The sequence below is a fragment of the Streptomyces sp. NPDC054883 genome (assembly GCF_053610645.1).
Map to the genome: position 1 here is coordinate 69,339 of NZ_JBSGYT010000002.1, position 25,041 is coordinate 94,379.

Genomic DNA, 25,041 nt, shown 5'->3' on the forward strand with positions numbered 1-25,041 from the left:
TGCGGGCTCAGATGCCCCTTTCGAGCATGACGATCACGTCCTGGCCGGCCTCGTGCGCCTGCTCCGGCGTCACCCCGCGCAGCGGCCCGTCGATGACCAGGACCGCCAGCCCGTGGACTGCCGACCAGGCGAGGAACTCCGCTCCGGGCCGGCGTTCGGCAGGCAGGGCGCCCGTCTCCACGAGGGCGTCCAGGGCGGCCCCGAGCAGCTCGAAGGGGGTGAGCCCGGCGGCCCCGGCGGCCGTGGCGTCGGTGGCGTAGGCCATGTCGGCCGGGACGTGGAAGGCCGTACGGAACCAGCCCGGCTCGGCGACGGCGAAGCGGACGTACCCGGTCCCCACGGCGCGGAACCGGGCCCGGGCCCGTACGACGGGGTCCCCGGCCGGCGGCAGGCCGTCGGTCTCGGCCTCCATGGCGAGGGCCAGCCGCGCCATGGCCGCCTGCGAGACCCCGTAAACCAGGGCCCCGCGGTCGGCGAAGTGCCGGTAGGCGGCGTTGGGCGAGACCCCGGCCCGCCGGGTCACCTCGCGGAGCGAGACGGCGTCGGGGCCGCGTCGAGGAGGGCGTTGCGCAGGTTGCCGTGCCGGTAGGTGCTGCGCTTCTGCGGCGGTTCGCTGTCCGGTGGAGCCATGCGGATCTCCGATTCCCTAGATGTGGACAGCGTCCACTTACGGTACGGCCTACGAGCCCCGGGCGGGCGCCGGTCGTGACGTACGCCGCCGCGGCCGGGCGGCGGCAGCGGCGACGCCCCGCCGTACGCGGTGTCCGCCGCGAGACCGGGGACCCGGCCGCCGCCATCGCCGGACTCGACGGCGCGGTCATGGCCGACACGGTCTCCGGCCGACCGCTCCCGGTGCCGACGGTGCGAGCGCCCGCGGCATTCGCCTGGCCGCCACCCCGCAACTCACCCGCGTCGGCGACCTCGTCCGATAGCGTGCCCGCATGTCCTGGGACGAGAGCGGTCCGCCGCACCCCCTCGCGGAGCGCCGCTCGGGCCGCAGCGAGCAGGAGCCCGACCGGCTGCCCGAGGTGCGGGAGCTGGCGGCGCTCGGCTGGGAGCCCGCGCCCGAGACGCACGCCTGGCTCTTCCTCCCGTACGTCTGGCCGCCGGCCGCCCGCACCTGGGTCCCGGACCGCGGTACGCGCTGGGCGGTGGAATCCCGCCTGGACGGCCACGGCCACGTGGTGGAGGTCGAAGCCGCCCCGCTCCCGGAGCCGGACGTCGACCTCCTCGAAGCCGAGGCCGCCGAGGTCATCGCCGCCCTGGGTCTGCCGCCCCGCCCCCACGGCCGCGTCTGGCTCCTGCGACCGGTCGGCCCCTTCGACTCGGTCGCGGCGGTCCTCGACCACCTCGGCGAACTCGCCGCCGCACGCGGCGTGGACCTCGGCCACCCCTCGCCCGAACTCCTCGACCTGGCCCGCACGGAGCTGGCCGCCCTGGCCGAGTCCGCCTGAGCGGCTCGGGCGCGCGGCCGTTCAGCGGCAGCGGACGGGCACGTACTGCACGAGGTTGTTGCCGAAGCCGCCACGGTTCCACGGCGGTTCGACGGGCTGCGTGTGCCCTTCGGCCCCCGTCGCCGCTCACCTCCACCCGCGCGATCGGCCCGTATCCCGACCAGGCGCGCCCCTCCAGTGCTACGGGGCCCGGGCGTACGACGCGGACCCGTGACATGAAGTCGGGGAAGCCCGGCGGAACCATCAGCGCGCGCGGTGCGATCCGGCTGACCGGTTCGCCGGGTTCGTCGGGCGCCTGCCGGTAGCGGTAGGCGACGGCCTGCTGGAAGCCGGTGAACGGGGCGTCGGCCAAGGTGATGTCCCGCAGCCACTTCACGTGCGCCATGCCGTACCAGCCAGAACCACCAGGCGCAGCGGATACCCGTGCCGCGGGGGCAGCGGCAAGGCCGTTCATCGCGCAAGCGATCAGCACCTCCGGGTCCGTACCCGTCGCGACGGCCGGCGGCAGGCTGCGCTGGTAGTCCTGTTCGACGCCGCGCTCCACGCCGTGGTCGGCGCCGGTGAAGACGGCTTCGAGGGCGTCCGGTTCCAGTACCGCCTCGGTGAGGACCGTCCGCAGCGGCACGCTTGTCCAGTCGGCGGTGTCCACCGCCTCCACCAGCCACGGCTGGCTCACGGGCCGCGACGACAGCCGAGCCCGGCCGTTGCCCGCGCACATGGTGACCCGGTGCGTGACCGCGGGCAGCGCCCGCAGGGCCGCCGGGTCCAGGACCGGCCGCGTACGGACCCGGCCGCCGACGGTCAGCGTCCAGGGCTGGCGGGGATGTCATAGTGGACCAGCCCGGCGGGGGCCTCGTAGCGCAGCGCCTCCAGGGGCAGCCCGTGGTTGCGGGCGGCCAGCGCCGGCTCGTCCGGGCCGATCCCCTCCCGACGGCCGCGACGCGTCCGGGAACGCCCGCTCCATCCCCTCATCGTCGCGCACCACCCCCGGCACGTCGGCGGCGACGACCCGGGACGGAGCGACCCGCCGGCCGACCGGGGGCGGCACCCCGTCCGGCAGGCGGGCGCACGGAAAGGCGCGGAAACGCAGGAAGGGCCTGACCCGCGATGCGGATCAAGCCCTTGACCTGGTCTTGCGAAGTCGGGGTGGCGGGATTTGAACCCACGACCTCTTCGTCCCGAACGAAGCGCGCTGCCAAGCTGCGCTACACCCCGATCGTCACCTGTGCAGCGTGTGCTGTCCTGGCGACATCGATTACTTTAGCGGACCGTCGGCCGGAGACGAAATCCGGTTTTCGCGGGGCGCCCGCCGGGCGGTCAGCCGGGCTGGGCGGGGGTCAGCGTCAGGAGGGTGGCCTCCGGGGGGCAGGCGAAGCGGACCGGGGTGAAGCGGTTGGTGCCGCAGCCCGCGGAGACGTGCAGGTACGACCGGTTGCCGTTCGCCGTGTGCGTGGACAGGCCCTTGACCCGGTCGGTGTCCAGGTCGCAGTTGGTCACCAGGGCCCCGTAGAAGGGGATGCACAGCTGCCCGCCGTGCGTGTGGCCGGCCAGGATCAGCGGGTAGCGGTCGGCGGTGAAGGCTTCGAGGACGCGCAGGTACGGGGCGTGGACCACCGCCATCGAGAAGTCGGCGTCCGCCTCCGGTCCGCCCGCGACCATCGCGTAGCGGTCCCGCTTGATGTGCGGATCGTCCAGGCCGGTGAAGGCGATCTCCAGCCCGTCCAGCTTCATCCGGGCCCGCGCGTTGGTCAGGTTCAGCCAGCCGGCCGCGTCGAAGGCGTCGCGCAGCTCCTCCCACGGGTTGTGCACGGCGCCGACGACCGGCTTGTTGCCGTTCAGCCCGTGCCGGCCCTGCGTCTTCTCGATCAGGTAGCGAGCGGGGTTGCGCAGCCGCGGCCCGTAGTAGTCGTTCGAGCCGAAGACGTACACGCCGGGGAAGGACATCAGCGGTCCCAGGGCGTCCAGCACCTCCGGCACGCCCTCCGTGTCGGAGAGGTTGTCGCCCGTGTTCACCACGAAGTCCGGCCGTAGCCCGGCGAGCGACTGGAGCCAGGCGCGCTTCTTGCGCTGGCCGCCGACCATGTGGATGTCCGACACCTGCAGTATCCGCAGGGGCCGCATTCCGGCGGGGAGGACGGGAACCGTCACCCGGCGCAGCCGGAACGACCGCGCCTCGAATCCGGCCGCATAGGCCACACCCGCGGCCCCCACCGCCGCGATCCCGGCGGTGACCTTCAGGGGTACTCCGTAACGCGCACGCATGACCCCATCGTCGCACCCCGCGTCACCGCTGCGGAAAACCGGCGGGCGCCGACGCCGCCGCACCTGGCAGACTCGGTGCATGACCACGCTCAAGGCCAAGCTCCAGGAAGACCTCACCACTGCCATCAAGGCGCGCGACGAGCTCAGCTCGTCCACGCTGCGGCTGACCCTCTCCGCCATCACCAAGGAGGAGGTCGCGGGCAAGGAAGCGCGCGTCCTCTCCGACGACGAAGTCCTCAAGGTGATCGCCAAGGAGGCGAAGAAGCGCCGCGAGGCCGCGGAGGCGTTCAGTCAGGGTGGTCGCGCCGAGTCGGCGGCACGGGAGCTCGCGGAGGGTGAGTTCCTCGACAAGTACCTGCCCAAGCAGCTCACGGACGACGAGCTCGGCGAGATCGTGGCACAGGCCGTCGCGGAGGCGAAGGCGGCCGGGGCCGAGGGGCCGCGGGCCATGGGCGCCGTCATGAAGATCGTGAACCCGAAGGTCGCCGGGCTGGCGGACGGCGGCCGCGTCGCCGCGGCCGTCAAGCAGCGGCTGTCCTAGGCGTACATGTACATATGAGGGAGGCCCCCGCCGGACATCCGGCGGGGGCCTCCCTCATGTACGGGGCCCTGTACGGGCTACTGGACGTCGCCGCCGATCGTGCCCGGCGGGATAGGGAGCCCGGGGAAGGGGTCGACGGGAACGCCGCCCCCGGTTCCGGCGATCGTCGCCCCGCCCGGATCGCCGTCGCCCGGCTTGCCGTCCCGTCCGGGCTTGCCCGGCTTGCCCGGCTTGCCCGGCTTCGCCGGGGTGGGGTTGGCCGGCTGGACCGGCCGGTTGCCGCGGGCGCCCCCGGACGGCGAGGCGGTGTCCCCGATGAACAGCGTCGAGAAGCTCTGGTTCTCCCGGCCCGCCAGCGCGCCCGTCACCGCCTGCTTCCAGATCGGGCCGGGCAGCCCGCCGCCGTAGACCTTGTCGTAGAACTCGCCGCCGATGGTGATGTTCTCCATCGACACCTGCTTGAGGCCCGCGGAGCCGACCCAGGTCGCGCCGGCCATGTTCGGGGTGTACCCGACGAACCAGGCGTTGTAGCGGTTCTCGGTGGTACCCGTCTTGCCCGCGCTCTGCCGGTCGGTGAGGCCCGCCTGGGCACCCGTACCGGAGTCGACCACGCCGAGCAGCAGGGTGTTGATGGTGTCGGCCGTCTTCTCCGACATCACCCGCTCGCACTGCGACTTGGGGACGGAGAGCGCCTTGCCGTGCGCATCGGTGATCGACTCGATGGCGACCGGGGTGCAGCGCACGCCCCGGTTGGCGAAGGTCGCGTAGGCGTTGGCCATGGTCAGCGGGGACATGCCCTGGGTGCCGAGCGCGATGGCGGGGACCTCCGGCAGCTTGGCGCCGTCGGCCGGGACGACGCCGAGCTTGGTGGTCATCTCGGTGACCGGGCACAGCCCGATGTCGCTGATCATCTCGACGAAGTAGGTGTTGACCGACTTGGCCATCGCCTCCCTCATCCCGTACGGCCCGGCCTCGGACTCCGACTCGTTCTCCACCCGGTCCTTGGGCTTGCTGTCGTTGACCCAGGGCTTGTCGCCGCAGGTCTGCACGCCGCTCGGGTACTCCATGTCGTGCGGGGAGGCGTACATCTTGGTCGGCGGCATGCCCTGCTCGATGGCCGCGGCCGCGACGAACGGCTTGAAGGTGGAGCCGGTCGGGAAGCCGAAGTTCGAACCGCCCATCCGCTTGTCCACGGAGTAGTTGATCTGCGTCTCGTCCTTGCCGAAGCCGTACGGCTTGGACTGGCCCATCCCGAGCACCCGGCCGGTGCCGGGCTGTACGAGGGTGACGGCCGTCGCGACCTTGTCGTCCTGGTGGACGTGTTCCTTGATGGACTCGTTGACCGAGTCCTGCGACTGCGGGTCGAGGGTCGTACGGACGGTCAGGCCGCCGCGGTTCCAGAGCTTCGCGCGCTCCTCGCGGGTCTTGCCGAACACCGGGTCGGTCAGGAACGTGTTGCGCACGTAGTCACAGAAGAAGCCGGCGCCCTTCACCGCGGTGATGCAGCCGTTCTTGGGCCGGGTCACCTTGAGCGTGACCGGCTTTTCCTTCGCCTCGTCGGCCTCCGCCTGCGAGATGTCCTTCATGTCGGCCATCCGCTGGAGGACGACGTTGCGGCGCTTCATCGCCTCCTGGGAGTCGTTGACCGGGTCGTACCGGGTCGGCGACTGCACCACGCCGGCCAGCAGCGCGGACTCGTCCAGCGTCAGGTCCTTGGCCGGCTTGCTGAAGTAGCGCTGGGACGCCGATTCGATTCCGTACGCCTGCTGGCCGAAGTAGGTGATGTTGAGGTAGTTCTCGAGGATCTTCTTCTTCCCGAGTTCCTCCTCGACCTGGATCGAGTACTTCAGCTCGCGGATCTTGCGCCCGAGGCTCTTCTCCTGCGCCTCGCGCACCTTCGACTCGTCGTCGCCGGCTTCCTCGACGAAGACGTTCTTCACGTACTGCTGCGTGAGCGTGGACGCGCCCTGGGCCGCACCGCCTTCCTGCGCGTTGCGGTTGACCGCGCGCAGGATGCCCTTGAGGTCGACCGCGCCGTGTTCGTAGAAACGCGAGTCCTCGATGGCGACGATCGCCTTCTGCATGTACGGGGAGATGGCCGTCAGCGGGACGACCTGCCGGTCCCGTGAATAGACGGTGGCGATCAAGCCACCCTCCGCGTCCAGAATCGTGGTGCGCTGGCTCAACGGAGGTGTCTTGAGATTGGCCGGGATCTCGTCGAATCCCTCGACCGTCCCCTTGGCCGCGAGGCCCAGGGCGCCGGCGCCCGGGATCGCGATGCCGGCCAGTACGACTCCGGAGAGAACCGACACCCCGAGGAACTTGGCGGCCTGTTGCGGCCCCGTGAGCCCGCCGCCCGAGCGCTTCTTTCCCATGGAGGGCAGCCTACGTTCTCATTCGCCGGACACGCGCGAATGCCTTGGCCTAAGCTGGCCCAACTGTCACAGCAGCCCGGCGCGACATCAACCCCTCGGCTTGATTTTCACCCTTGCCGAATGGGATGGACTGATGTCCGAATCTCGCCGTTCACTCGGACGGTGCCCACCGGTGATTCCCCGATTTCACCCGAATCGCCGGAATGGTCGGGCATGTCGTCCGATCACTCCGTCGGGTGATCTGCCGCTTACCCATAGTCCGTTCGGACCATTCAAGATTGGGCCCGACGGGGGTGTTGCACTGTGCCCGCCTTCCGTAACGTCCTCAACTGGCAGCGGTGAATATGCCGCTACCGCCGTGGGGGAGCCTCGATTCGGGAGAGGACGGCGCCGGGATGGGCTGGGTTACCGACTGGAGTGCGCAGGCAGCCTGCCGCACTACCGATCCGGATGAACTGTTCGTTCAAGGAGCGGCACAGAACAGGGCCAAGGCGGTGTGCACCGGATGTCCGGTGCGGACCGAGTGCCTGGCCGACGCGCTCGACAACCGTGTCGAGTTCGGAGTATGGGGCGGAATGACCGAGCGGGAGCGTCGCGCGTTGCTGCGCCGGCGTCCCACCGTCACCTCGTGGCGACGGCTGCTCGAAACCGCCCGCACGGAGTACGAGCGCAGTACGGGCATCCTCACCATGGATGTCGACGCGGAGATCGACGTTCCGTACGAGACGTACGCGGCAGCCGGGTAAACCGCCCCCAGCCGCACGTACGAACGCCTACGCTCCGGCCGGAACCCCGGTCGCGAGCTGCTCTCCGATGGCCCGTAGCCCGGCGAGGTCGTGCACATCGCCGGGCAGGGCGGCCACCTCGGCCACCGCCACCTCGGGGTGCAGCGAGGTGAAGCGGTCTCGCGTGCGCTGTTCGCGCGCGATCACCTGCATCCGCTCGGCATGCAGGCGCAGCAGTCCCGCGGTGATCTCGTCCACGTCGGCGTCGACGGCGCTGGGGGAGCCTGTCTCGGGAGTGCCGGTGTCCGCGTCCGAGTCACGAAGTCCAGCTTTCCCGGACTCCTGATCGACAATGCCGGAGTCCTCAAGATTCTCTGCGGCGGCCAACGCCCGCTCCGCGGAGAGCTGTTCGGCGTCACTGCCGTGGACCCGGTTCAGTACCAGGCCGGCCAGCGGCATCCGTTCCGCCGCCAGCCGCTCGACGAAGTACGCCGCCTCGCGCAGGGCGTCCGGCTCGGGCGCGGCGACCACGAGGAAGGCCGTACCCGGGGCCTGGAGCAGCCGGAAGGTGGCGTCCGCACGGGTGCGGAAACCGCCGAACATCGTGTCCATGGCGGCCACGAAGGTCTGTACGTCCTTCAGCAGCGAGGCGCCCATCAGCTTGCTCAGCGTGCCGGTCATCAGCGACATGCCGACGTTGAGGAACTTCATCCCGGCCCGCCCGCCGACCTTCGCCGGAGCCATCAGCACCCGGATGAACTTCCCGTCCAGGAAGGACCCCAGCCGCTTCGGCGCGTCGAGGAAGTCCAGTGCCGACCGGCTCGGCGGGGTGTCGACCACGATCAGGTCCCAGTCGTCCCGCGCCCGCAACTGGCCCAGCTTCTCCATCGCCATGTACTCCTGCGTGCCCGCGAAGCCGGCCGACAGGGACTGGTAGAAGGGGTTCGCCAGGATGGCCCGGGCCCGTTCCCCCTCCGCGTGCGCCTCGACGATCTCGTCGAAGGTGCGCTTCATGTCGAGCATCATGGCGTGCAGTTCGCCGCCGTCGCCCGATACCCCCGCGACCTTTCGCGGCGTGTTGTCCAGCGAGGCGATCCCCATCGACTGGGCCAGCCGGCGCGCCGGGTCGATGGTCAGCACCACCGCCTTCCGGCCGCGCTCCGCCGCCCGTACGCCGAGTGCCGCCGCGGTGGTGGTCTTGCCGACGCCGCCCGAGCCGCAGCACACGATGATCCGGGTCTTCGGGTCGTCCAGCAGGGCGTCGACCGCCAGTGCGGGCGGAGTGTCCAGGCCCATCTCGTCATCCACCAGCTTCCCGGTCGTCGGCTCGCCCGTCGTCGTGCCCCGCTCGGTCATGCGTCGACCGCCTGCTTGCGCAGTTCCGTCGCCAGCTCGTACAGACCGGCCAGGTCCATGCCGGTGCCGAGCAGGGGGAGTTCGTACGTCGGCACGTCCAGCCCCTCCAGTACCGTCCGCTGCTCCCGCTCAAGCCGTACCCGGCCCGTGTGCTCGGCGGCCTGCGCCAGCAGCGGGTCCACCAGCCGCTCGGCCAGGCCGCCGCGGCGCGAGCCGCCCAGACCCGCGCGGGACAGGGCCTTCGCCACATCGGTGCGGCGCTCGCCGGCCGCGGCGCCCAGGGCTTCCTCGTCCAGGTGGTGCGGGCGGACCATGTTGACCACGACCCGGCCCACGGGGAGCCCGGCCGCCTCCAGTTCGGCGATCCCGTCCGCCGTCTCCTGGACCGGCATCTCCTCCAGCAGGGTGACCAGGTGGACGGCCGTCTCCGGGGACTTGAGGACCTTCATGACGGCCTGCGCCTGGTTGTGGATCGGCCCGAACCGGGCCAGCCCGGCCACCTCGTCGTTGACGTTCAGGAAGCGGGTGATCCGCCCGGTCGGCGGCGCGTCCATGACCACGTGGTCGTAGACGTACCGCCCGGCCTTGTCCTTGCGCCGCACCGCCTCGCAGGCCTTGCCGGTCAGCAGGACGTCGCGCAGGCCGGGCGCGATGGTCGTCGCGAAGTCGATGGCGCCGAGCTTCTTGAGCGCGCGGCCGGCCGAGCCGAGCTTGTAGAACATCTGGAGGTAGTCCAGCAGCGCCCGTTCGGCGTCGATGGCGAGCGCGTACACCTCACCGCCGCCGCCCGGCGCGACGGCGATCTTCCGTTCCTCGTACGGGAGCGCCTGCGCGCCGAAGAGCTGCGCGATGCCCTGCCTGCCCTCGACCTCCACCAACAGAGTCCGTCCGCCCTCGCGCGCGAGGGCGAGCGCGAGTGCGGCGGCGACCGTGGTCTTGCCGGTGCCGCCCTTGCCGCTGACCACCTGGAGCCTGCTCACAGCGTCCGAGCCTAACGAGTCGGCCGGACGGTTCGTGTTCCGGGCCGCACAACGAGGCCGCGCGAGAGGCCCGCGCGACAGGCACTACCCTCGCTCCCATGACCAAGAAGTTCGAATACGCGACCGTCCCGCTGCTGGTCCACGCCACCAAGCAGATCCTGGACACCTGGGGCGAGGACGGCTGGGAGCTCGTCCAGGTCGTGCCCGGGCCGAACAACCCCGAGCAGCTCGTGGCCTACATGAAGCGGGAGAAGGCCGCATGAGCGGGACGGTCGAGGCGAAGCTGGCCGAGCTCGGCCTGACCCTGCCGGAGGTCGTGCCGCCGCTGGCGACGTACCAGCCGGCCGTGCGGTCGGGCGCGTACGTGTACACCGCCGGTCAGCTCCCGATGGTCAAGGGCAGCCTGCCGGTCACCGGCAAGGTCGGCGCCGAGGTGTCGGCGGAGCAGGCCAAGGAGCTGGCCGCGACCTGCGCGCTGAACGCCCTGGCCGCGGTCAAGTCGCTGATCGGCGACCTGGACAAGATCGCGCGTGTGGTGAAGGTCGTCGGCTTCGTGGCCTCCGCCCCGGACTTCACCGGCCAGCCGGGCGTGCTCAACGGTGCGAGCGAGCTGCTGGGCGCGGTGCTCGGCGACAAGGGCGTCCACGCCCGCAGCGCGGTCGGCGTGGCGGTACTGCCGCTGGACGCCCCGGTCGAGGTCGAAATCCAGGTGGAACTCACCCCGGAGGCCTGAGCCCCGGCCCCTCCGGCCGGGCCTGCGCCCCTGCGGGGGCGGCGGCGTCCCGGGCGCCGGCCGGGTGGGGCCCGTCGTTCTGCCGCTCGGGCGGGATGCCCGCGCCCCGCGGTGGTCCGGGCAGGGGTGCGGGGTGGGGGCCCTCGAACATCGGGCCGGATGGCCGTAGCATCCGGCCATGCCCAACGGTGAGCAGGGACAGCAGCAGCCGCGACCGCACGGGGCCGCGCCCGCCGGCGGCCAGTGGTACCCCCCGGAGTGGCCCGACCGCATCCGCGCGCTCGCGGACGGTTCCCTCACCCCCGTCGAACCCAGACGCGCCGCCACCGTGATGCTGCTGCGGGACACCGACGCGGGTCCCGCCGTGCACATGCTGCGCCGCCGCACCTCCATGGCCTTCGCCGGAGGCGCTTACGCCTACCCCGGCGGCGGGGTCGACCCCCGCGACGAGGACCACCGCATCGGCTGGGCGGGACCGAGCCTCGCGGACTGGTCGGACCGGCTCGGCACGGATCCCCGCGGCGCCCAGGCCATCGTCTGCGGAGCGGTCCGCGAGACCTTCGAGGAAGCCGGCGTGCTGCTCGCCGGCGAAGCCCCCGACACCGTGGTCGGCGACACCACCGGCGACGACTGGGAGGCCGACCGGCTGGCCCTCGTAGCCCGCGAACTGTCGTTCGCCGAGTTCCTCGACCGCCGCGGGCTGCTGCTGCGCTCGGACCTGCTCGGGGCCTGGGCCCGCTGGATCACCCCCGCGTTCGAGCCCCGCCGCTACGACACCTGGTTCTTCGTCGCCGCCCTCCCCGAGGGCCAGCGCACCCGCAACGCCTCCACCGAGGCCGACCGGACCGTGTGGATCCGCCCCGAGGAGGCGGCCGCCGGCTACGACAAGGGCGAACTGCTGATGATGCCGCCCACCATCTCCACGCTGCGGTCCCTGACACCGTACGAGAGCGCCGCCCACGCCCTGGCCGGGGCCGCGGACCAGGACCTGGCCCCGGTTCTCGCACAGGCCGCCCTGGAGGACGGGGATGTGGTGCTCAGCTGGCCGGGGCACGATGAGTTCACCAAGCGCGTCCGGCTCGGACGCCCCGGAGGTGCCACCGCATGACCGACGCCGCAGCCCTGCCCGGCCAGCCCCGAGGAGTGGTCTCCTCCGGGCCCGCCACCGCCCGCGCGGTCAACGTCCTGGCCCCCAACGCCTCCGCCATGACCCTGGACGGCACCAACACCTGGCTGGTCTCCGAGCCCGGCTCCGACCTGGCCGTCGTCATCGACCCGGGCCCGCTGGACGAGGGGCACCTGCGGGCGGTCATCCGTACTGCCGAAGAGGCCGGCAAGCGGGTCGCCCTGACCCTTCTCACGCACGGCCACCCCGACCACGCGGAGGGCGCCGGCCGCTTCGCCGAGCTCACCGGCTCCAAGGTGCGCGCCCTGGACCCGGCGCTGCGCCTGGGCGACGAGGGCCTGTCCGCGGGCCAGGGCGTCTACGTCGGCGGCCTGGAGCTGCGCGTGGTCGCGACGCCGGGTCACACCTCCGACTCGCTCTCCTTCCACCTGCCGGCCGACCGTGCCGTCCTGACCGGCGACACCATCCTCGGGCGCGGTACGACCGTCGTCGCGCACCCCGACGGCCGGCTCGGCGACTACCTGGACTCCCTGCGCCGCCTGCGCTCCCTCACCGTCGACGACGGGGTCCACACGGTGCTCCCGGGCCACGGGCCGGTCCTGGACGACGCGCAGGGCGCCGTGGAGTTCTACCTGGCCCACCGCGCCCACCGGCTGGCCCAGGTGGAGACCGCCGTGGAGAACGGTTTCCTCACCCCGGAGGCGGTCGTCGCGTACGTCTACGCCGACGTCGACCGGTCGCTCTGGCCGATCGCGGAATGGTCCGTCCGGGCCCAGCTGGAGTACCTTCAAGATCACGGACTGATTCCGGGGGGACCCGAGTGACCACGCTGTACCTGCTGCTCGCACTGATCGCCACGGCCGCGTGGATCACCTCTGCGGTGACCCTCCGCACGAAGGCCCTGGAACGCCGGGCGGACCGCCTCGAGCGCCGTCTGGGCCTGGTCCTGGAGCACTTCGGCATCGAGGAGCCGGAGCCGGCCGGGATGGCCGGGATCCGGGCCCTGGCCCGCGACGGCCGCACCGTCGAGGCCATCCGCGCCCACCGCCGCGCCACCGGCTCGGACCTCCTGGAGGCCAAGCGCGCGGTCGAGGCGCTCACCGACGGGCCCTGACCGGCCGGACCCTGATCACGGGCCCCGGCCGCCCGCCTCCCGCCCGTAGACGGCGGAAGGGTCCCGCCCCTCGGGGCAGGACCCTTCCGTACCGGCCTGTGGCGCCGTGGCGTCAGCGCGAGCGCTTCGCCAGCCGCTCCACGTCCAGCAGGATCACCGCACGGGCCTCCAGCCGCAGCCAGCCGCGGCCGGCGAAGTCGGCCAGCGCCTTGTTCACGGTCTCGCGGGAGGCGCCGACGAGCTGTGCCAGCTCCTCCTGGGTGAGGTCGTGCACGACGTGGATGCCCTCCTCCGACTGCACGCCGAAGCGGCGCGACAGGTCGAGGAGGGCCCGGGCCACGCGGCCCGGAACGTCGGAGAAGACCAGGTCGGACATCTGGTCGTTGGTCTTGCGCAGGCGCCGTGCCACGGCGCGCAGCAGCGCGGTAGCGACCTCGGGCCGGGCGTTCAGCCAGGGCTGGAGGTCGCCGTGGCCCAGGCCCAGCAGCTTGACCTCGGTCAGCGCGGTCGCGGTGGCGGTGCGCGGACCCGGGTCGAAGAGCGACAGCTCGCCGATCAGCTCGCCGGGACCGAGGACGGCCAGCATGTTCTCGCGGCCGTCGGGGGAGGTGCGGTGCAGCTTCACCTTGCCCTCGGTGACGACGTAGAGCCGGTCACCGGGGTCGCCCTCGTGGAACAGGGCGTCACCGCGTGCGAGGGTCACCTCGCCCATGGAGGCGCGGAGCTCCGCGGCCTGCTCGTCATCGAGCGCCGCGAAGAGCGGGGCGCGCCGCAGAACGTCGTCCACGAGTCTCTCTCCTATGTCGACCGGCTCAGGGGACCGCTCCCCATTTTGCCGGACGGCTGAAACAGTGCGATCAATCACAAGGATGCCGGACGTACGGGCGTGCTGTGTGGCGAGAGCCCCATCGGGGTGGTGTTACCTGAGGTCCGGGCGGGTGTCAGCGGCCGGCCTTAGGCTGGCCGGGTGTCCAATAAGCCGGTGAGAGCACAGGCCATGGGGTCCGCAGGAGTGACGGCCGCCCCTAATTCAGCCGTGGGCGAACAAGGCCCCGGAACGTCGCCCTCGGCGGCTCCGCCGGGTTCCGAGGGTAAAGGTTCGACCAAGAAACCCGCATCCGGGCGGGCCGCGAAGCAGCCGGAGGCCGCGCCGGCCGGGACCGGCACCCGCGCGGCGCCTGCGAAGTCCGCCGCCGCGAAGCCCGCCGCTGCCAAGCCCACCAGCACGAAGCCCGCCGTGCCCGCCCGGTCGCCGAAGCCGGAATCCCGCCTCGCGATGATCCGCAGGGCCCGCCGGATCAACCGGGAACTGGCCGAGGTGTACCCGTACGCCCATCCGGAGCTGGACTTCCGCAACCCGTTCGAGCTCCTGGTGGCCACCGTCCTGTCCGCGCAGACCACCGACCTGCGCGTGAACCAGACGACCCCGGCCCTGTTCGCCGCCTACCCGGGCCCCGAGGCCATGGCCGCGGCCGCCCCGGAGGAACTGGAGGAGCTGATCCGGCCGACCGGGTTCTTCCGGGCGAAGGCCCGGTCCCTGCTCGGGCTCTCGCAGGCGCTGTGCGAGAACTTCGGCGGCGAGGTGCCCGGCCGGATCGAAGACCTCGTCACGCTGCCCGGCGTGGGCCGCAAGACGGCCAACGTGGTGCTCGGGAACGCCTTCGGGGTCCCGGGGATCACCGTCGACACCCACTTCGGACGGCTGGTGCGCCGCTTCAAGTGGACCGAGCAGGAGGACCCGGAGAAGGTCGAGGAGGAGATCTGCGCGATCTTCCCCAAGAGCGAGTGGACGATGCTCTCGCACCGCGTCGTCTTCCACGGCCGCCGGATCTGCCACGCCCGCAAGCCCGCCTGCGGTGCCTGCCCGATCGCCCCGCTCTGCCCGTCGTACGGGGAGGGCGAGACCGATCCGGAGAAGGCGCGGAAGCTGCTCAAGTACGAGAAGGGCGGTCACCCGGGCCAGCGGCTGAGCCCGCCGCCGGACTACCCGGGCCTGCCCGCACCGCCCTTGGGCGCCCCGGCGCCCTAGTGCGGGGCCCGGGCGCGGCTCGCCGAGGAACGAAACCGGCGCCGGGCCGCGTTGAGCGAATGTCACCGTCGCCGGGGTGGACACGGATCCAGGAGCAGGGGTGCCTATGACGCGGGGTACGAGGGACGAGAGCGTGACGGACGTGCCGCCGGGCGCGCCGGGGGCCCGGGGCGGGGAGCCGTACGCCGGCCCCCGCGGCGGCGTGACCCTGAGCACCCGGGGGCTTCCGGGCTGGCTGGATCCGGTGGTCGAGGCGGTGCGTACGGTGCGGCCCCACCAGCTGAGCCGGTTCCTGCCCCCCGAGGACGGGCGGGGCCGCCAGTCCGCCGTGCTGATCCTCTTCGGCGAGGGTCCCCGGGGCCCGGAGCTGCTGCTCCAGGAACGCGCGGGGAGCCTGCGCTCGCATGCCGGCCAGCCGTCCTTCCCGGGCGGCGCCCTCGACCCCGAGGACGGCGATCCGCAGACCACGGGCCCGCTGCGGGCCGCCCTGCGGGAGGCCGAGGAAGAGACCGGCCTCGATCCCGCCGGGGTCCAGCTCTTCGGGGCGCTGCCCCGCCTGTACATCCCGGTCAGCGAGTTCGTCGTGACCCCGGTGCTCGGCTGGTGGCGGGTCCCGACGCCGGTCGGCGCCGTGGATCCGGCGGAGACGGCCCGGGTCTTCACGGTGCCGGTGGCGGATCTCGCGGATCCGGCGCACCGCGTGACGGCGGTCCATCCGAGCGGCCATCTGGGCCCCGCTTTCACCGTCGAATCGGCTCTGGTCTGGGGTTTCACCGCCGGGGTGATCGACCGGCTGCTGCACTTCGCGGGGTGGGAGCGGGAGTGGGACCGATCACGTGAGGTCACGATCGACTGGCGCGCATGAGACGGTGGCCCACGTGAACGTGCTGGACATCCTGTTGTTGGTCGCCGCCGTGTGGTTCGCGATCGTGGGCTACCGCCAGGGCTTCGTCGTCGGCATCCTGTCGGTGATCGGCTTCCTCGGCGGTGGTCTCATCGCCGTGTCCCTGCTGCCTCTGATCTGGGACCGGGTCACGGACAACGGCACCCAGGTGTCCACCACCGTCGTGGTGATCGCCGTCGTCGTGATCATCATCTGTGCCTCGATCGGCCAGGCCCTCACCACCCATCTGGGCAGCAGGCTCAGACGGCACATCACCTGGTCCCCGGCCCGCGCGGTCGACGCCACGGGCGGGGCGCTGGTGAACGTCGTCGCGATGCTGCTGGTGGCATGGCTGATCGGATCCGCGCTCGCCGGGACCTCACTGCCCACCCTGGGCAAGGAGGTCCGCAACTCCAAGGTGCTCCTCGGGGTGTCGCGGGTGGTGCCGGCGCAGGCGAACACCTGGTTCTCGGACTTCAGTTCGACCTTGGCGCAGAACGGTTTCCCGCAGGTGTTCAGCCCGTTCTCCAACGAGCCGATCACCGAGGTGCGGGCGCCCGATCCGGCGCTCGCCCGCAGCGGCGTCGCCGACCTGGCCAAGCGGTCGATCGTGAAGGTCGTGGGCACCGCGCCCAGTTGCAGCAAGGTGCTGGAGGGCACGGGCTTCGTGTTCGCGCCCGGCAAGGTGATGACCAACGCACACGTCGTCGGCGGGGTCGGCGAGCCGACCGTGCAGGTGGGCGGCGAAGGCAAGCTCTACGACGGCAAGGTGGTGCTCTACGACTGGGAGCGCGACATCGCCGTCCTGGACGTGCCCAAGCTGAAGGCGCCCGCGCTGGAGTTCACCGACAAGGACGCGGTGAGCGGCAGCGACGCGATCGTCGCCGGCTTCCCGGAGAACGGCGCGTACGACATCCGTTCGGCGCGCGTCCGCGGCCGGATCAACGCCAGCGGCCCGGACATCTACCACCGCGGCACGGTCCGACGGGACGTGTACTCCCTGTTCGCGACGGTCCGCCAGGGCAACTCCGGTGGCCCGCTGCTGACGCCCGAGGGCAAGGTGTACGGGGTCGTCTTCGCCAAGTCACTGGACGACCCCAACACCGGTTACGCCCTGACGGCGGACGAGATCCACGACGACATCCGGAGCGGGAAGACCGCCGAACGGCGGGTCGACAGCCAGGGCTGCGCGCTCTAGACGCAGGTCTCGGAGCAGCACCGGGACCGAAGGGCTCTACATCCGCGGATGGCGCAGCCGGGCCGATACCCAGCGGGCCCGGCGGCGCAGGATGCGCGGGATCCCGAGCCGAGGGTCGTGGCCGTCGCGGCCCTCCCCCTCGGGGGCGCCCGGCGCGGCGGCCGAGCGGCGTTCGTGTGCGGTGTCACGGTAGTCGTGCGTCCAGCCCATACTCCGAGCTGTGCCCGGGCCCCAAGGTCGGTAATCCCGTACGGGGCGGCCAATTGGCCTATGCGCCGGGCAATTGAACGACCATCACACGACCGTATGAAGGATCGGCCGATTGCCGGGTCCGTCCGCTCAGCGGTCCGGTTCGGGGTCCTTGAGCCAGTTCACCAGTTCCGCCGAGAAGGCCGCGGGGTCCTCCTCGTGCGGGAAGTGGCCCAGACCGTCGAAAAGCCGCCAGCGGTACGGGGCTTCGACATACTGCCCGGAACCCGCGGCGCTGCGCGTGCGCATCACCGGATCGAGCGAGCCGTGCAGGTGCAGCGTCGGCACCCGCACCGGACGCTTCATCCGCCGGTTGAACTGGAGCCCGTCGGGCCGGGCCATGGAGCGCATCATCCAGCGGTACGGCTCGATCGAGCAGTGCGCGGTGGACGGGATGCACATCGCGCGCCGGTACACGTCGACATCGGCGTCCTCGGGGGGCAGCGGGCCGGACCAGTCCCGGATCAGCCGGCCCACGAGCGCCCCGTCGTCGGCGACGAGCTGCCGCTCGGGGACGAACGGCCGCTGGAACCCCCAGATGTGCGAACTCGCCCGGGTCTGACCGAAGTCCGCCAGCATCGCCGCGCGCCAGCGGCGCGGGTGCGGCATCGAGGAGACCACGAGCCGGCGGACCAGCTTCGGCCGCATCACCGCCGCCGTCCAGGCGAGGTAGCCGCCCAGGTCGTGCCCGACGAGGGCGGCGTCCGGCTCGCCCAGGGACCGGATGACGCCGGTGACATCGAGCGCCAGGTTCGCCGGGTCGTAGCCGCGCGGCGTGCGGTCGCTGCCGCCCACTCCGCGCAGGTCCATCGCGACGGCGCGGTAACCGGCGTCGGCGAGGGCCGTCAGCTGGTGCCGCCAGGTCCACCAGAACTGCGGGAAACCGTGCAGCAGGAGCACCAACGGCCCGTCGCCGAGCTCGGCCACGTGGAACCGCGCCCCGTTGGCGGCGACGTCCCGGTGCGTGACCTCTTTCCCGCCGGGGATGTCGATTCGTACCGCCGAGGCGGCCGTGGGCGGGGTGCCGGAAGCCGGCGAGGGGGCTGTCATGAGGACGAGCGTGCCACACCCACGGCGTTGTCACTGACCGGGCGGGGGTGCGGCTTGACGGTCCCGACGACGGCCGCGGTCTCCTTCATGGAGGCGATGGACCTCTCCGGCGGCTTGACCTTCTTGAACTTGGAGATGGCCAGCAGCGAGAGCACCCCGGCGAGCAGCAGGAACGCGGCGCCGACGATCAGGAAGGACCAGGCGAGCCCCAGCCCGAGGTTGTGGATGCCGTACGCGGCGGCGAAGCTCAGCACCGGCAGGGAGAAGAGCGCGAACACTCCTGCGATGGAGATCGCGGCGCCGCCGGTGCCCGCGCGCTTGACGTCCTGGCGCAGCTCCGCCTTCGCGAGGGCGATCTCGTCGTGCACCAGGGCGGACATCTCGGCGGTCGCCGAGGCGACCAGCTGGCCGAGTGTGCGCTCGGCTCCTTGCACCCCTTGGTCCAACGCGCTCATCGCTCTCTCCCTATGTCGTCCGTCGTCGACGGCTGTCCTCCGTCAGTTCAGATCATGCCGGACGGCCGCGCTCTGCGCTGGACCCGGCCGCCGCTTCGCCGCCCGAGAGCGTCGCGGCCGCTGCCGCGAGGCGGCGGTGCTCCGCCGCCTTCTCCTCGTGGATCCGCGCCATCCGCAGGTGGTACTCGGGGTTGTCCAGTTCGTAGATGTCCGGGATGCCGTCGCTGTCCTCGTCGCGCTCCTCGGCCTCCGTCAGCGCCCTGTACTTGCGGTCGCGGAGTTTGAGCAGCAGACACGCGATGACCGCGGCGATGAGCGAGCCGATCAGGACGGCGGCCTTCACCTCGCCGGTGAGCGTCGCGTCACCCGCGAAGGCGAGTTCGCCGATGAGCAGGGACACCGTGAAGCCGATGCCGGCGAGCGAGGCGACCGCGAAGACGTCCGGCCAGGCGAGGTCCTCGTTCAGTTCGGCCTTGGTGAATCGGGCGGCCAGCCAGGTGCCGCCGAAGATGCCGAGCGTCTTGCCGACGACCAGGCCGAGCACCACGCCGAGGGTCTCCGGCCGGGTGAAGACCTGGGCGATCGCCTCGTCGGAGAGCGACACGCCGGCGGAGAGGAGGGCGAAGAGGGGGACGGCCAGGGCCGCGGAGAGGGGCCGTACGAGGTGTTCGACGTGCTCGCCCGGAGAGGTGTCCTCCCCTTCCTTGCGGGTGCAGCGCAGCATCAGGCCCATCGCGACACCGGCGATGGTGGCGTGGACCCCGCTGTTGTACATCAGGCCCCAGGTCACCAGGGCGAGCGGGATGTAGACGTACCAGCCCCGGACGCCACTGCGCAGGAGGAACCAGAAGAGCACCAGGCCCGCGACGGCGCCGCCGAGCGCCGGGAAGTCGATGTCGCTGGTGAAGAACACCGCGATGATCAGGATGGCGAAGAGGTCGTCGACCACGGCCAGGGTCAGCAGGAACGCGCGCAGGGCCGAGGGCAGGGAGGTGCCGATGACCGCGAGGACCGCGAGCGCGAAGGCGATGTCGGTGGCGGTCGGGACGGCCCAGCCGTCCGTCGAGCCGTCACCGAGCACGTTGACCAGTACGTAGACCAGCGCGGGCACCGCCATGCCGCAGACGGCGGCGATCACCGGGAGGGCGGCCGCCTTGGGGTCGCGCAGGTCGCCCGCGACGAGTTCGCGCTTGAGCTCGATGCCGGCGACGAAGAAGAAGACGGCGAGCAGGCCGTCCGCCGCCCAGTGCTGGAGGGAGAGGTCCAGGCCGAGCGCCGCGGGGCCGATGTGGAAGGACCGCACGTTCTCGTAGCTGTCCGCGAGCGGGGGGACGTTGGCCCAGACGAGTGCGGCGATCGCGGCCACCAGGAGGAGCACACCGCCGACGGTCTCGGTCCGCAGGGCGTCGGCGACGTAGCGGCGCTCGGGCAGCGAGAGCCGGCCGAGCAGCTTGCGGCTCTGGTGGTCGGTGGGGCTGGGCGCGGCCACGTGAGGCACCTCCGGGGCGGTTGGACGGCATGGCGGAGCTCGTTGCCGACCAGACTTCCCGGCGCACCCTGAGTAACTCTTTACGTTCTCAATACTTTACAGGCGGTGCGCAAGGGCGTATCCGGCGATCTTCACTTTATGTGCGAAAGGGCCATCCGGCGCGTCGCGCCGGATGGCCCCCGGGGCCCGGATCGAACCCGTTCCGCCCTGCTCAGTCCTCGTTGCCGGCGGCCGGCAGCTTGCTCTGGATCAGGTCCATGACCGAGGAGTCGGCGAGCGTGGTGACGTCACCGACCGTCCGGTTCTCCGCCACGTCGCGCAGCAGCCGGCGCATGATCTTGCCCGAGCGGGTCTTCGGCAGCTCCTGCACCGGCAGGATGCGCTTCGGCTTGGCGATCGGGCCGAGCGTGGCACCCACGTGGTCGCGCAGCTCGGCGACCAGGGTCTCCGTCTCGGAGGCGCTGCCGCGCAGGATGACGAAGGCGACGATGGCCTGGCCGGTGGTCGCGTCGTTCGCGCCGACCACCGCCGCCTCGGCGACCGAGAGGTGGGAGACGAGCGCGGACTCGACCTCGGTGGTCGAGATGTTGTGTCCCGACACCAGCATCACGTCGTCGACGCGGCCGAGCAGCCAGATGTCGCCGTCCTCGTCCTTCTTCGCGCCGTCGCCCGCGAAGTACTTGCCCTCGAAGCGCGACCAGTAGGTGTCGATGAACCGCTGGTCGTCGCCCCAGATGGTGCGCAGCATCGACGGCCACGGCTCGGTGAGGACCAGGTAGCCGCCCCCGCCGTCGGGGACCTCGCGGCCCTCGTCGTCCACGACCGTGGCGCCGATCCCGGGCAGCGCGCGCTGCGCGGAACCCGGTTTCGTCTCGGTGACGCCCGGCAGCGGGGAGATCATCATCGCGCCGGTCTCGGTCTGCCACCAGGTGTCCACGATCGGGCAGCGGTCGCCGCCGATGTGCTTGCGGTACCAGATCCAGGCCTCGGGGTTGATCGGCTCGCCGACCGAGCCGAGGACCCGCAGGCTCGACAGGTCGAACTTGGCGGGGATGTCGTCGCCCCACTTCATGAACGTCCGGATCGCGGTGGGCGCGGTGTAGAGGATGGTGACGCCGTACTTCTGCACGACCTCCCAGAACCGGCCCTGGTGCGGGGTGTCCGGGGTGCCCTCGTACATCACCTGCGTGGCACCGTTGGCGAGCGGACCGTAGACGATGTACGAGTGCCCGGTCACCCAGCCGATGTCGGCGGTGCACCAGTAGACGTCGGTCTCCGGCTTGAGGTCGAACACCGCGTGGTGGGTGTACGCGGCCTGGGTCAGGTAGCCGCCGGAGGTGTGCAGGATGCCCTTGGGCTTGCCCGTGGTTCCCGAGGTGTACAGGATGAACAGCGGGTGCTCGGCGTCGAAGGCCTGCGGGGCGTGCTCCGCGGACTGCCGTCCGACGATGTCGTGCCACCAGACGTCGCGGCCCTCCGTGAAGGCGGTGTCCTGGCCGGTGCGGCGCACCACGAGGACGTGTTCGACCTGCGGGCACTTGGCGACGGCCTCGTCGATGGCGGGCTTGAGGGCGCTGGGCTTGCCGCGGCGGTAGCCGCCGTCGGCGGTGATGACCAGCTTGGCGTCGGCGTCCTGGATGCGGGAGGCGACGGCGTCGGCGGAGAAGCCGCCGAAGACCACCGAGTGGGCGGCGCCGACGCGGGCGCAGGCGAGCATCGCGACGACGGCCTCGGGGATCATCGGCAGGTACACCGCGACCCGGTCACCGGCCTGCACGCCCAGCTCGGTCAGGGCGTTGGCGGCCTTGGAGACCTCGTCCTTGAGCTCGGCGTAGGTGATCGAGCGGCTGTCGCCGGGCTCACCCTCGAAGTGGAGGGCGACACGGTCGCCGTTGCCGGCCTCGACGTGCCGGTCGACGCAGTTGTACGCGACGTTCAGCTTGCCGTCCGCGAACCACTTCGCGAAGGGCGGGTTCGTCCAGTCGAGCGTCTCCGTCGGCTCGGTGACCCACGTCAGCCGCCGGGCCTGCTCGGCCCAGAAGCCCAGCCGGTCCGCCTCGGCCTGTGAGTACGCAGCCGAAGTGACATTGGCGGCGGCGGCCAGATCGGCGGGCGGTGCGAACCGCCGCTCCTCCTTGAGCAGATTGGCCAGGCTTTCGTTGCTCACGACATCTCCCTTTCCCAGGGTGTCCGTTGTGTCCCCGGGGCATAGCTCATCAGTCAGCGGCCCAGGTGACAAGGGGTAGCCGGAAATTGGTTTAGACCTATAGCACGGCAGGGCCCATGCAGATGGCCCCTTCCCGCTGCAGGGCGCGGAAAGGGGCCACTGGGTGGCACGGATACGGGAGGTTATCGGTTCAGGAGCCCCACCGGTCTCGGCGTGGCCGGTTCCGTACCCGGCCGGGCGCGCGGGTCAGGCGTGGCCGCCGATGCTGTCGAAGATCCGGCAGTCGAAGAAGTCGTCGCCCGCGGAGAGCAGGTAGGCCTGGGCTTCGCCCACGTTGAAGTACATCCCGTGCAGCTCCAGTGTGCCCTCGGCCAGCCGGCGCGCCACCGATTCGTGCGCCCGCAGGTGCTCCAGCTGCTGGACGACGTTGGTCAGGCACAGCTGCTCCACGGCGTCGGCCGGCAGCCGGCCCGCGATGCGGGCCCAGGGGTGGTGCCGGCTCCGCATCCGCTCCAGGCTGGGCTGCCCGTGCCGCAGCCAGCGCCGCAGCGGGGTCATCGGGGCACCCGGGTGCGAGTTCAGCAGGGCCTGCATCGCACCGCAGCCGGAGTGCCCGCACACGGTGATGCTGTCCACCTGGAGCACGTCCACGGCGTACTCGATCGCCGCCGCGACCGAATCGTCGGTGGCCTCCGCACCCGGGAGCGGGACCAGGTTGCCGACGTTGCGCACCGTGAACAGGTCACCCGGGCCGCTGGCCGTGATCATGCTGGTCACCAGACGGGAATCGGCGCAGGTGAGGAACAGCTGCGAGGGCTGCTGCCCCTCGCGGGCGAGGCGGGCCAGCTCGTCCCGCACGAGCGGCGCGGTGTCGCGCTGGAAGGCGGTGATCCCGCTGGCCAGCCGGCCCGCCCCGCGCCGCCGCGGCTCCGCCGCGGTGGCGGCGGCCGCCGCCGGGCCGGGAAGCGTACGGTCCTCCTCGCTCCCGGCGGCGCGGTGGTCGCAGTGGTTCTTCCAGGGCGTCCAGGGGCGGCAGCAGTGGTGCGCTTCGCGCTGGACCGGCTCACCGCCTTCGGGCCGGGCGCTCTCGGCGGTCCGGGCCCCGGCCCGGCCCGTCACCTCGACCGAACCGCCGTGCGCGACATGCGCGTCCTGCCAGTCCTGGAGCGCCTCGTAGGCGGCGTGGTCCATGAACGAGCCGTCCAGCTCGATCACCGCCTGCGCGTCGTGCGGGATCTGGTTCAGCACCCGGCTCAGTCGCGGCACGGCGAGGAAGGTCAACTGCCCGCGGGCCCAGACCCGGTGGACCCCGTCGAGCTCCTCCACCGTGATCCGGGTCCGGGCGAGCCGGTGCAGGGCGACCGCCACGGCCACCGCGATGCCGACGGCCACCCCTTCCAGGACGCCGCCGAGGACCACGGCCGCGATCGTCGCCGCGTAGACCAGGATCTCGCGGTGCCGGGTGACGGTGCGCACGTGCGTCGCGCTCACCATCTGCACCCCCACCACCATGACCAGCGCGGCGAGCGAGGCGAGCGGGATCAGGTCGAGGACTGGAACCAGCAGTCCGGCGGCAAGCATGATCCACAGGCCGTGCAGCATGGTCGCCCGGCGGCTCACGGCCCCGGCTCTGACGTTCGCCGCGCTGCGCACGGCCCCGCCCGCGACGGGCAGCCCGCCCAGCGCTCCGGAAATGACGTTCGCCGCGCCCTGCCCGCGCAGTTCCTTGTTGAGGTCGGCGCGCGGCGGGCGGCTGCCCGTGTTGCGGCCCGTGGCGATCAGCTTGTCGGTGGCCACGGCGGACAGGAGGGACTCCACGCTGCCGACCAGCGTGACCGTCAGAACAGCGGCGATGATGCCGAGCACCGGCCCCTCGGGCAGCTCGGGCAGTGCGTGGCTGCGCCAGGACGGCAGGTCCACCCGGGGCAGCCGGAGCCCCGCCAGGGCCGCGAAGGCGGTGGCCGCGGCGACGGCGGCGAGCGCGGCGGGCACTCTGCGCAGGGCCCGCCCGGCCTGTCCGGGCAGTCGCGGCCAGCCGAGCAGCACGACCAGCGTCAGCACGCTGACGCCGAGCGCCGCCGGGTGCGGGTCCGCCAACTGGGCGGGCAGGCCCCGGACGTTGGCGAGGGCGGAGCTCTGCGGGGTGCCGCCGAGCACGATGTGCAGCTGGGCCAGGGCGATGGTCACCCCGATGCCGGCGAGCATGCCGTGCACGATGGCCGGGCTCACCATGAGCGCCGACCGGGCGGTGCGCAGGAACGCGAGCGCGAGCTGGCAGCAGCCGGCGAGCACGGTGATGGCACAGGTGGTGCGCCACCCGTAGCGCTGGATCAACTCGGCGGTGACCACGGTCAGTCCGGTGGCCGCCCCGCTCACCAGCAGCGGCGCGCCGCCGAGCCGCCCGGCCACGATCCCGCCGGCCGCCGCGGCCACCAGCCCGGCCTGGAGCGGGGCGCCGGTGGCCAGGGCGATGCCGAGGGAAAGGGGCAGGGCGATCAGGAAGACGGCGACGGAGGCGGACAGATCGGCGGACAGTCCTGCCGGCAGGCCTTTGCCGGGCCGACTGCCTTGCCGACCACCGGGCCGGCTGCCTGGGCGGCGGTCACGGAACCGGTGGCGGGTGGCGGTGGAACTGGTGGCGGAGGTGGCTGTCATGGGTTCCCGTCTCCTCTGAGGAGGGATGAAGCGGCGGGAGTCAACACTCGGTAAATGGATGGTAATGGAGTGTAAAGATAGATGGGAGAGAAAGGGGGCAAACGGCCTAGGAATTAACCCTCAGGAGTGATTAAGCATTTTGTCCGGCTTGTCACATCTTCTTCAAAGCAGACCGCGTGGGACGGTGCGCCCGGAAGTCC

The 25,041-nt window shown here is 71.9% G+C and carries 24 protein-coding genes, 1 tRNA gene and 1 pseudogene; 11 read left to right on the forward strand and 15 right to left on the reverse strand.

Annotated features, from left to right (window positions below; genetic code table 11):
• Positions 1-7 precede the first annotated feature (7 nt).
• Entirely contained in the window at positions 8-523 is a 516-nt protein-coding gene (locus tag ACWGH1_RS02785; protein WP_453354270.1) for a TetR-like C-terminal domain-containing protein, read from the reverse strand.
• A gap of 418 nt (positions 524-941) precedes the next feature.
• Between ACWGH1_RS02785 and ACWGH1_RS02790 the strand changes: the two genes are divergently transcribed.
• Positions 942-1,454, forward strand: coding sequence for a DUF5956 family protein (locus ACWGH1_RS02790; RefSeq protein WP_453354269.1), 513 nt, complete (start codon positions 942-944; stop codon positions 1,452-1,454).
• Between the two features lie 385 nt (positions 1,455-1,839).
• Here the strand turns inward: ACWGH1_RS02790 and ACWGH1_RS02795 are convergent.
• The 4 genes and pseudogenes from ACWGH1_RS02795 to ACWGH1_RS02810 all read right to left on the reverse strand — a co-directional run.
• A pseudogene (locus tag ACWGH1_RS02795) lies at positions 1,840-2,259 on the reverse strand (molybdopterin-dependent oxidoreductase); the annotation flags it as partial.
• Positions 2,256-2,426 (reverse strand): hypothetical protein, encoded by a 171-nt coding sequence (locus ACWGH1_RS02800; RefSeq protein WP_453354268.1) that lies wholly within the window; start codon positions 2,424-2,426, stop codon positions 2,256-2,258. The gene ACWGH1_RS02800 and the pseudogene ACWGH1_RS02795, both read right to left, overlap by 4 nt.
• 169 nt (positions 2,427-2,595) lie before the next feature.
• A tRNA-Pro gene (locus tag ACWGH1_RS02805) sits at positions 2,596-2,669 on the reverse strand.
• Between the two features lie 102 nt (positions 2,670-2,771).
• Entirely contained in the window at positions 2,772-3,716 is a 945-nt protein-coding gene (locus ACWGH1_RS02810; protein WP_453354267.1) for a metallophosphoesterase, read from the reverse strand.
• A 79-nt stretch (positions 3,717-3,795) separates the two neighbouring features.
• Here ACWGH1_RS02810 and ACWGH1_RS02815 point away from each other — a divergent pair, with 79 nt between their 5' ends.
• Positions 3,796-4,257, forward strand: coding sequence for a GatB/YqeY domain-containing protein (locus ACWGH1_RS02815; protein WP_453354266.1), 462 nt, complete (start codon positions 3,796-3,798; stop codon positions 4,255-4,257).
• A gap of 77 nt (positions 4,258-4,334) precedes the next feature.
• Here the strand turns inward: ACWGH1_RS02815 and ACWGH1_RS02820 are convergent, their stop codons facing one another.
• Positions 4,335-6,632, reverse strand: a complete 2,298-nt coding sequence (locus ACWGH1_RS02820) for a transglycosylase domain-containing protein (protein WP_453408366.1) — start codon at positions 6,630-6,632, stop codon at positions 4,335-4,337.
• A 395-nt stretch (positions 6,633-7,027) separates the two neighbouring features.
• On the opposite strand from ACWGH1_RS02820, the gene ACWGH1_RS02825 reads away from it, so the two are divergent.
• Positions 7,028-7,378: a WhiB family transcriptional regulator gene (locus tag ACWGH1_RS02825; RefSeq protein ID WP_053676911.1), complete on the forward strand. Its 351-nt coding sequence runs from the start codon at positions 7,028-7,030 to the stop codon at positions 7,376-7,378.
• A 27-nt stretch (positions 7,379-7,405) separates the two neighbouring features.
• Here ACWGH1_RS02825 and ACWGH1_RS02830 read toward each other — a convergent pair whose 3' ends face one another.
• Complete coding sequence (locus ACWGH1_RS02830) at positions 7,406-8,653, reverse strand: ArsA family ATPase (RefSeq protein ID WP_453354496.1); 1,248 nt, start codon at positions 8,651-8,653, stop codon at positions 7,406-7,408.
• A 56-nt stretch (positions 8,654-8,709) separates the two neighbouring features.
• The gene (locus ACWGH1_RS02835; RefSeq protein WP_453354494.1) at positions 8,710-9,693 is read right to left on the reverse strand and encodes an ArsA family ATPase; all 984 of its coding nucleotides are present in this window, start codon (positions 9,691-9,693) and stop codon (positions 8,710-8,712) included.
• 98 nt (positions 9,694-9,791) lie between these two features.
• On the opposite strand from ACWGH1_RS02835, the gene ACWGH1_RS02840 reads away from it, so the two are divergent.
• From ACWGH1_RS02840 to ACWGH1_RS02860, 5 genes are all read left to right on the forward strand, one after another.
• Positions 9,792-9,956 (forward strand): DUF4177 domain-containing protein, encoded by a 165-nt coding sequence (locus tag ACWGH1_RS02840; RefSeq protein ID WP_136216794.1) that lies wholly within the window; start codon positions 9,792-9,794, stop codon positions 9,954-9,956.
• Entirely contained in the window at positions 9,953-10,426 is a 474-nt protein-coding gene (locus ACWGH1_RS02845) for a RidA family protein (protein ID WP_453354493.1), read from the forward strand. Before ACWGH1_RS02840 ends, ACWGH1_RS02845 begins: the two co-directional genes overlap by 4 nt.
• A gap of 178 nt (positions 10,427-10,604) precedes the next feature.
• Positions 10,605-11,534, forward strand: a complete 930-nt coding sequence (locus ACWGH1_RS02850; RefSeq protein WP_453354492.1) for an NUDIX hydrolase — start codon at positions 10,605-10,607, stop codon at positions 11,532-11,534.
• Positions 11,531-12,376, forward strand: a complete 846-nt coding sequence (locus tag ACWGH1_RS02855) for an MBL fold metallo-hydrolase (RefSeq protein ID WP_453354491.1) — start codon at positions 11,531-11,533, stop codon at positions 12,374-12,376. The genes ACWGH1_RS02850 and ACWGH1_RS02855 overlap by 4 nt, the downstream gene beginning before the upstream one ends.
• Positions 12,373-12,666 carry a hypothetical protein gene (locus ACWGH1_RS02860; RefSeq protein ID WP_453354490.1) on the forward strand — a complete coding sequence of 98 codons (294 nt, stop codon included), beginning with the start codon at positions 12,373-12,375 and terminating at the stop codon, positions 12,664-12,666. The genes ACWGH1_RS02855 and ACWGH1_RS02860 overlap by 4 nt, the downstream gene beginning before the upstream one ends.
• A gap of 112 nt (positions 12,667-12,778) precedes the next feature.
• On the opposite strand, the gene ACWGH1_RS02865 is transcribed toward ACWGH1_RS02860, so the two are convergent.
• Complete coding sequence (locus tag ACWGH1_RS02865) at positions 12,779-13,453, reverse strand: Crp/Fnr family transcriptional regulator (protein ID WP_003981529.1); 675 nt, start codon at positions 13,451-13,453, stop codon at positions 12,779-12,781.
• A gap of 210 nt (positions 13,454-13,663) precedes the next feature.
• Here ACWGH1_RS02865 and nth point away from each other — a divergent pair, with 210 nt between their 5' ends.
• The 3 genes from nth to ACWGH1_RS02880 all read left to right on the forward strand — a co-directional run bounded on the left by nth (position 13,664) and on the right by ACWGH1_RS02880 (position 16,776).
• Entirely contained in the window at positions 13,664-14,695 is a 1,032-nt protein-coding gene (gene nth / locus ACWGH1_RS02870; RefSeq protein WP_453354913.1) for an endonuclease III, read from the forward strand.
• A gap of 106 nt (positions 14,696-14,801) precedes the next feature.
• The gene (locus ACWGH1_RS02875) at positions 14,802-15,560 is read left to right on the forward strand and encodes an NUDIX hydrolase (protein WP_453354907.1); all 759 of its coding nucleotides are present in this window, start codon (positions 14,802-14,804) and stop codon (positions 15,558-15,560) included.
• Positions 15,561-15,573: 13 nt separating this feature from the next.
• On the forward strand, positions 15,574-16,776 hold the full coding sequence (locus tag ACWGH1_RS02880; protein WP_453354908.1) for a MarP family serine protease: 1,203 nt from the start codon (positions 15,574-15,576) through the stop codon (positions 16,774-16,776).
• 36 nt (positions 16,777-16,812) lie between these two features.
• Here ACWGH1_RS02880 and ACWGH1_RS02885 read toward each other — a convergent pair whose 3' ends face one another.
• The 6 genes from ACWGH1_RS02885 to ACWGH1_RS02910 form a co-directional block, all read right to left on the reverse strand.
• Entirely contained in the window at positions 16,813-16,986 is a 174-nt protein-coding gene (locus ACWGH1_RS02885; RefSeq protein ID WP_453354909.1) for a hypothetical protein, read from the reverse strand.
• Positions 16,987-17,115: 129 nt separating this feature from the next.
• Positions 17,116-18,075 (reverse strand): alpha/beta fold hydrolase, encoded by a 960-nt coding sequence (locus ACWGH1_RS02890; RefSeq protein WP_453354910.1) that lies wholly within the window; start codon positions 18,073-18,075, stop codon positions 17,116-17,118.
• Positions 18,072-18,530: a phage holin family protein gene (locus ACWGH1_RS02895; RefSeq protein ID WP_453354911.1), complete on the reverse strand. Its 459-nt coding sequence runs from the start codon at positions 18,528-18,530 to the stop codon at positions 18,072-18,074. Before ACWGH1_RS02895 ends, ACWGH1_RS02890 begins: the two co-directional genes overlap by 4 nt.
• 52 nt (positions 18,531-18,582) lie before the next feature.
• Positions 18,583-20,019, reverse strand: a complete 1,437-nt coding sequence (gene nhaA, locus ACWGH1_RS02900; RefSeq protein ID WP_453354912.1) for a Na+/H+ antiporter NhaA — start codon at positions 20,017-20,019, stop codon at positions 18,583-18,585.
• 211 nt (positions 20,020-20,230) lie between these two features.
• Positions 20,231-22,186 carry an acetate--CoA ligase gene (acs, locus tag ACWGH1_RS02905; protein WP_453357108.1) on the reverse strand — a complete coding sequence of 652 codons (1,956 nt, stop codon included), beginning with the start codon at positions 22,184-22,186 and terminating at the stop codon, positions 20,231-20,233.
• A gap of 246 nt (positions 22,187-22,432) precedes the next feature.
• Positions 22,433-24,841, reverse strand: coding sequence for a SulP family inorganic anion transporter (locus tag ACWGH1_RS02910; protein ID WP_453408367.1), 2,409 nt, complete (start codon positions 24,839-24,841; stop codon positions 22,433-22,435).
• Positions 24,842-25,041 lie beyond the last annotated feature (200 nt).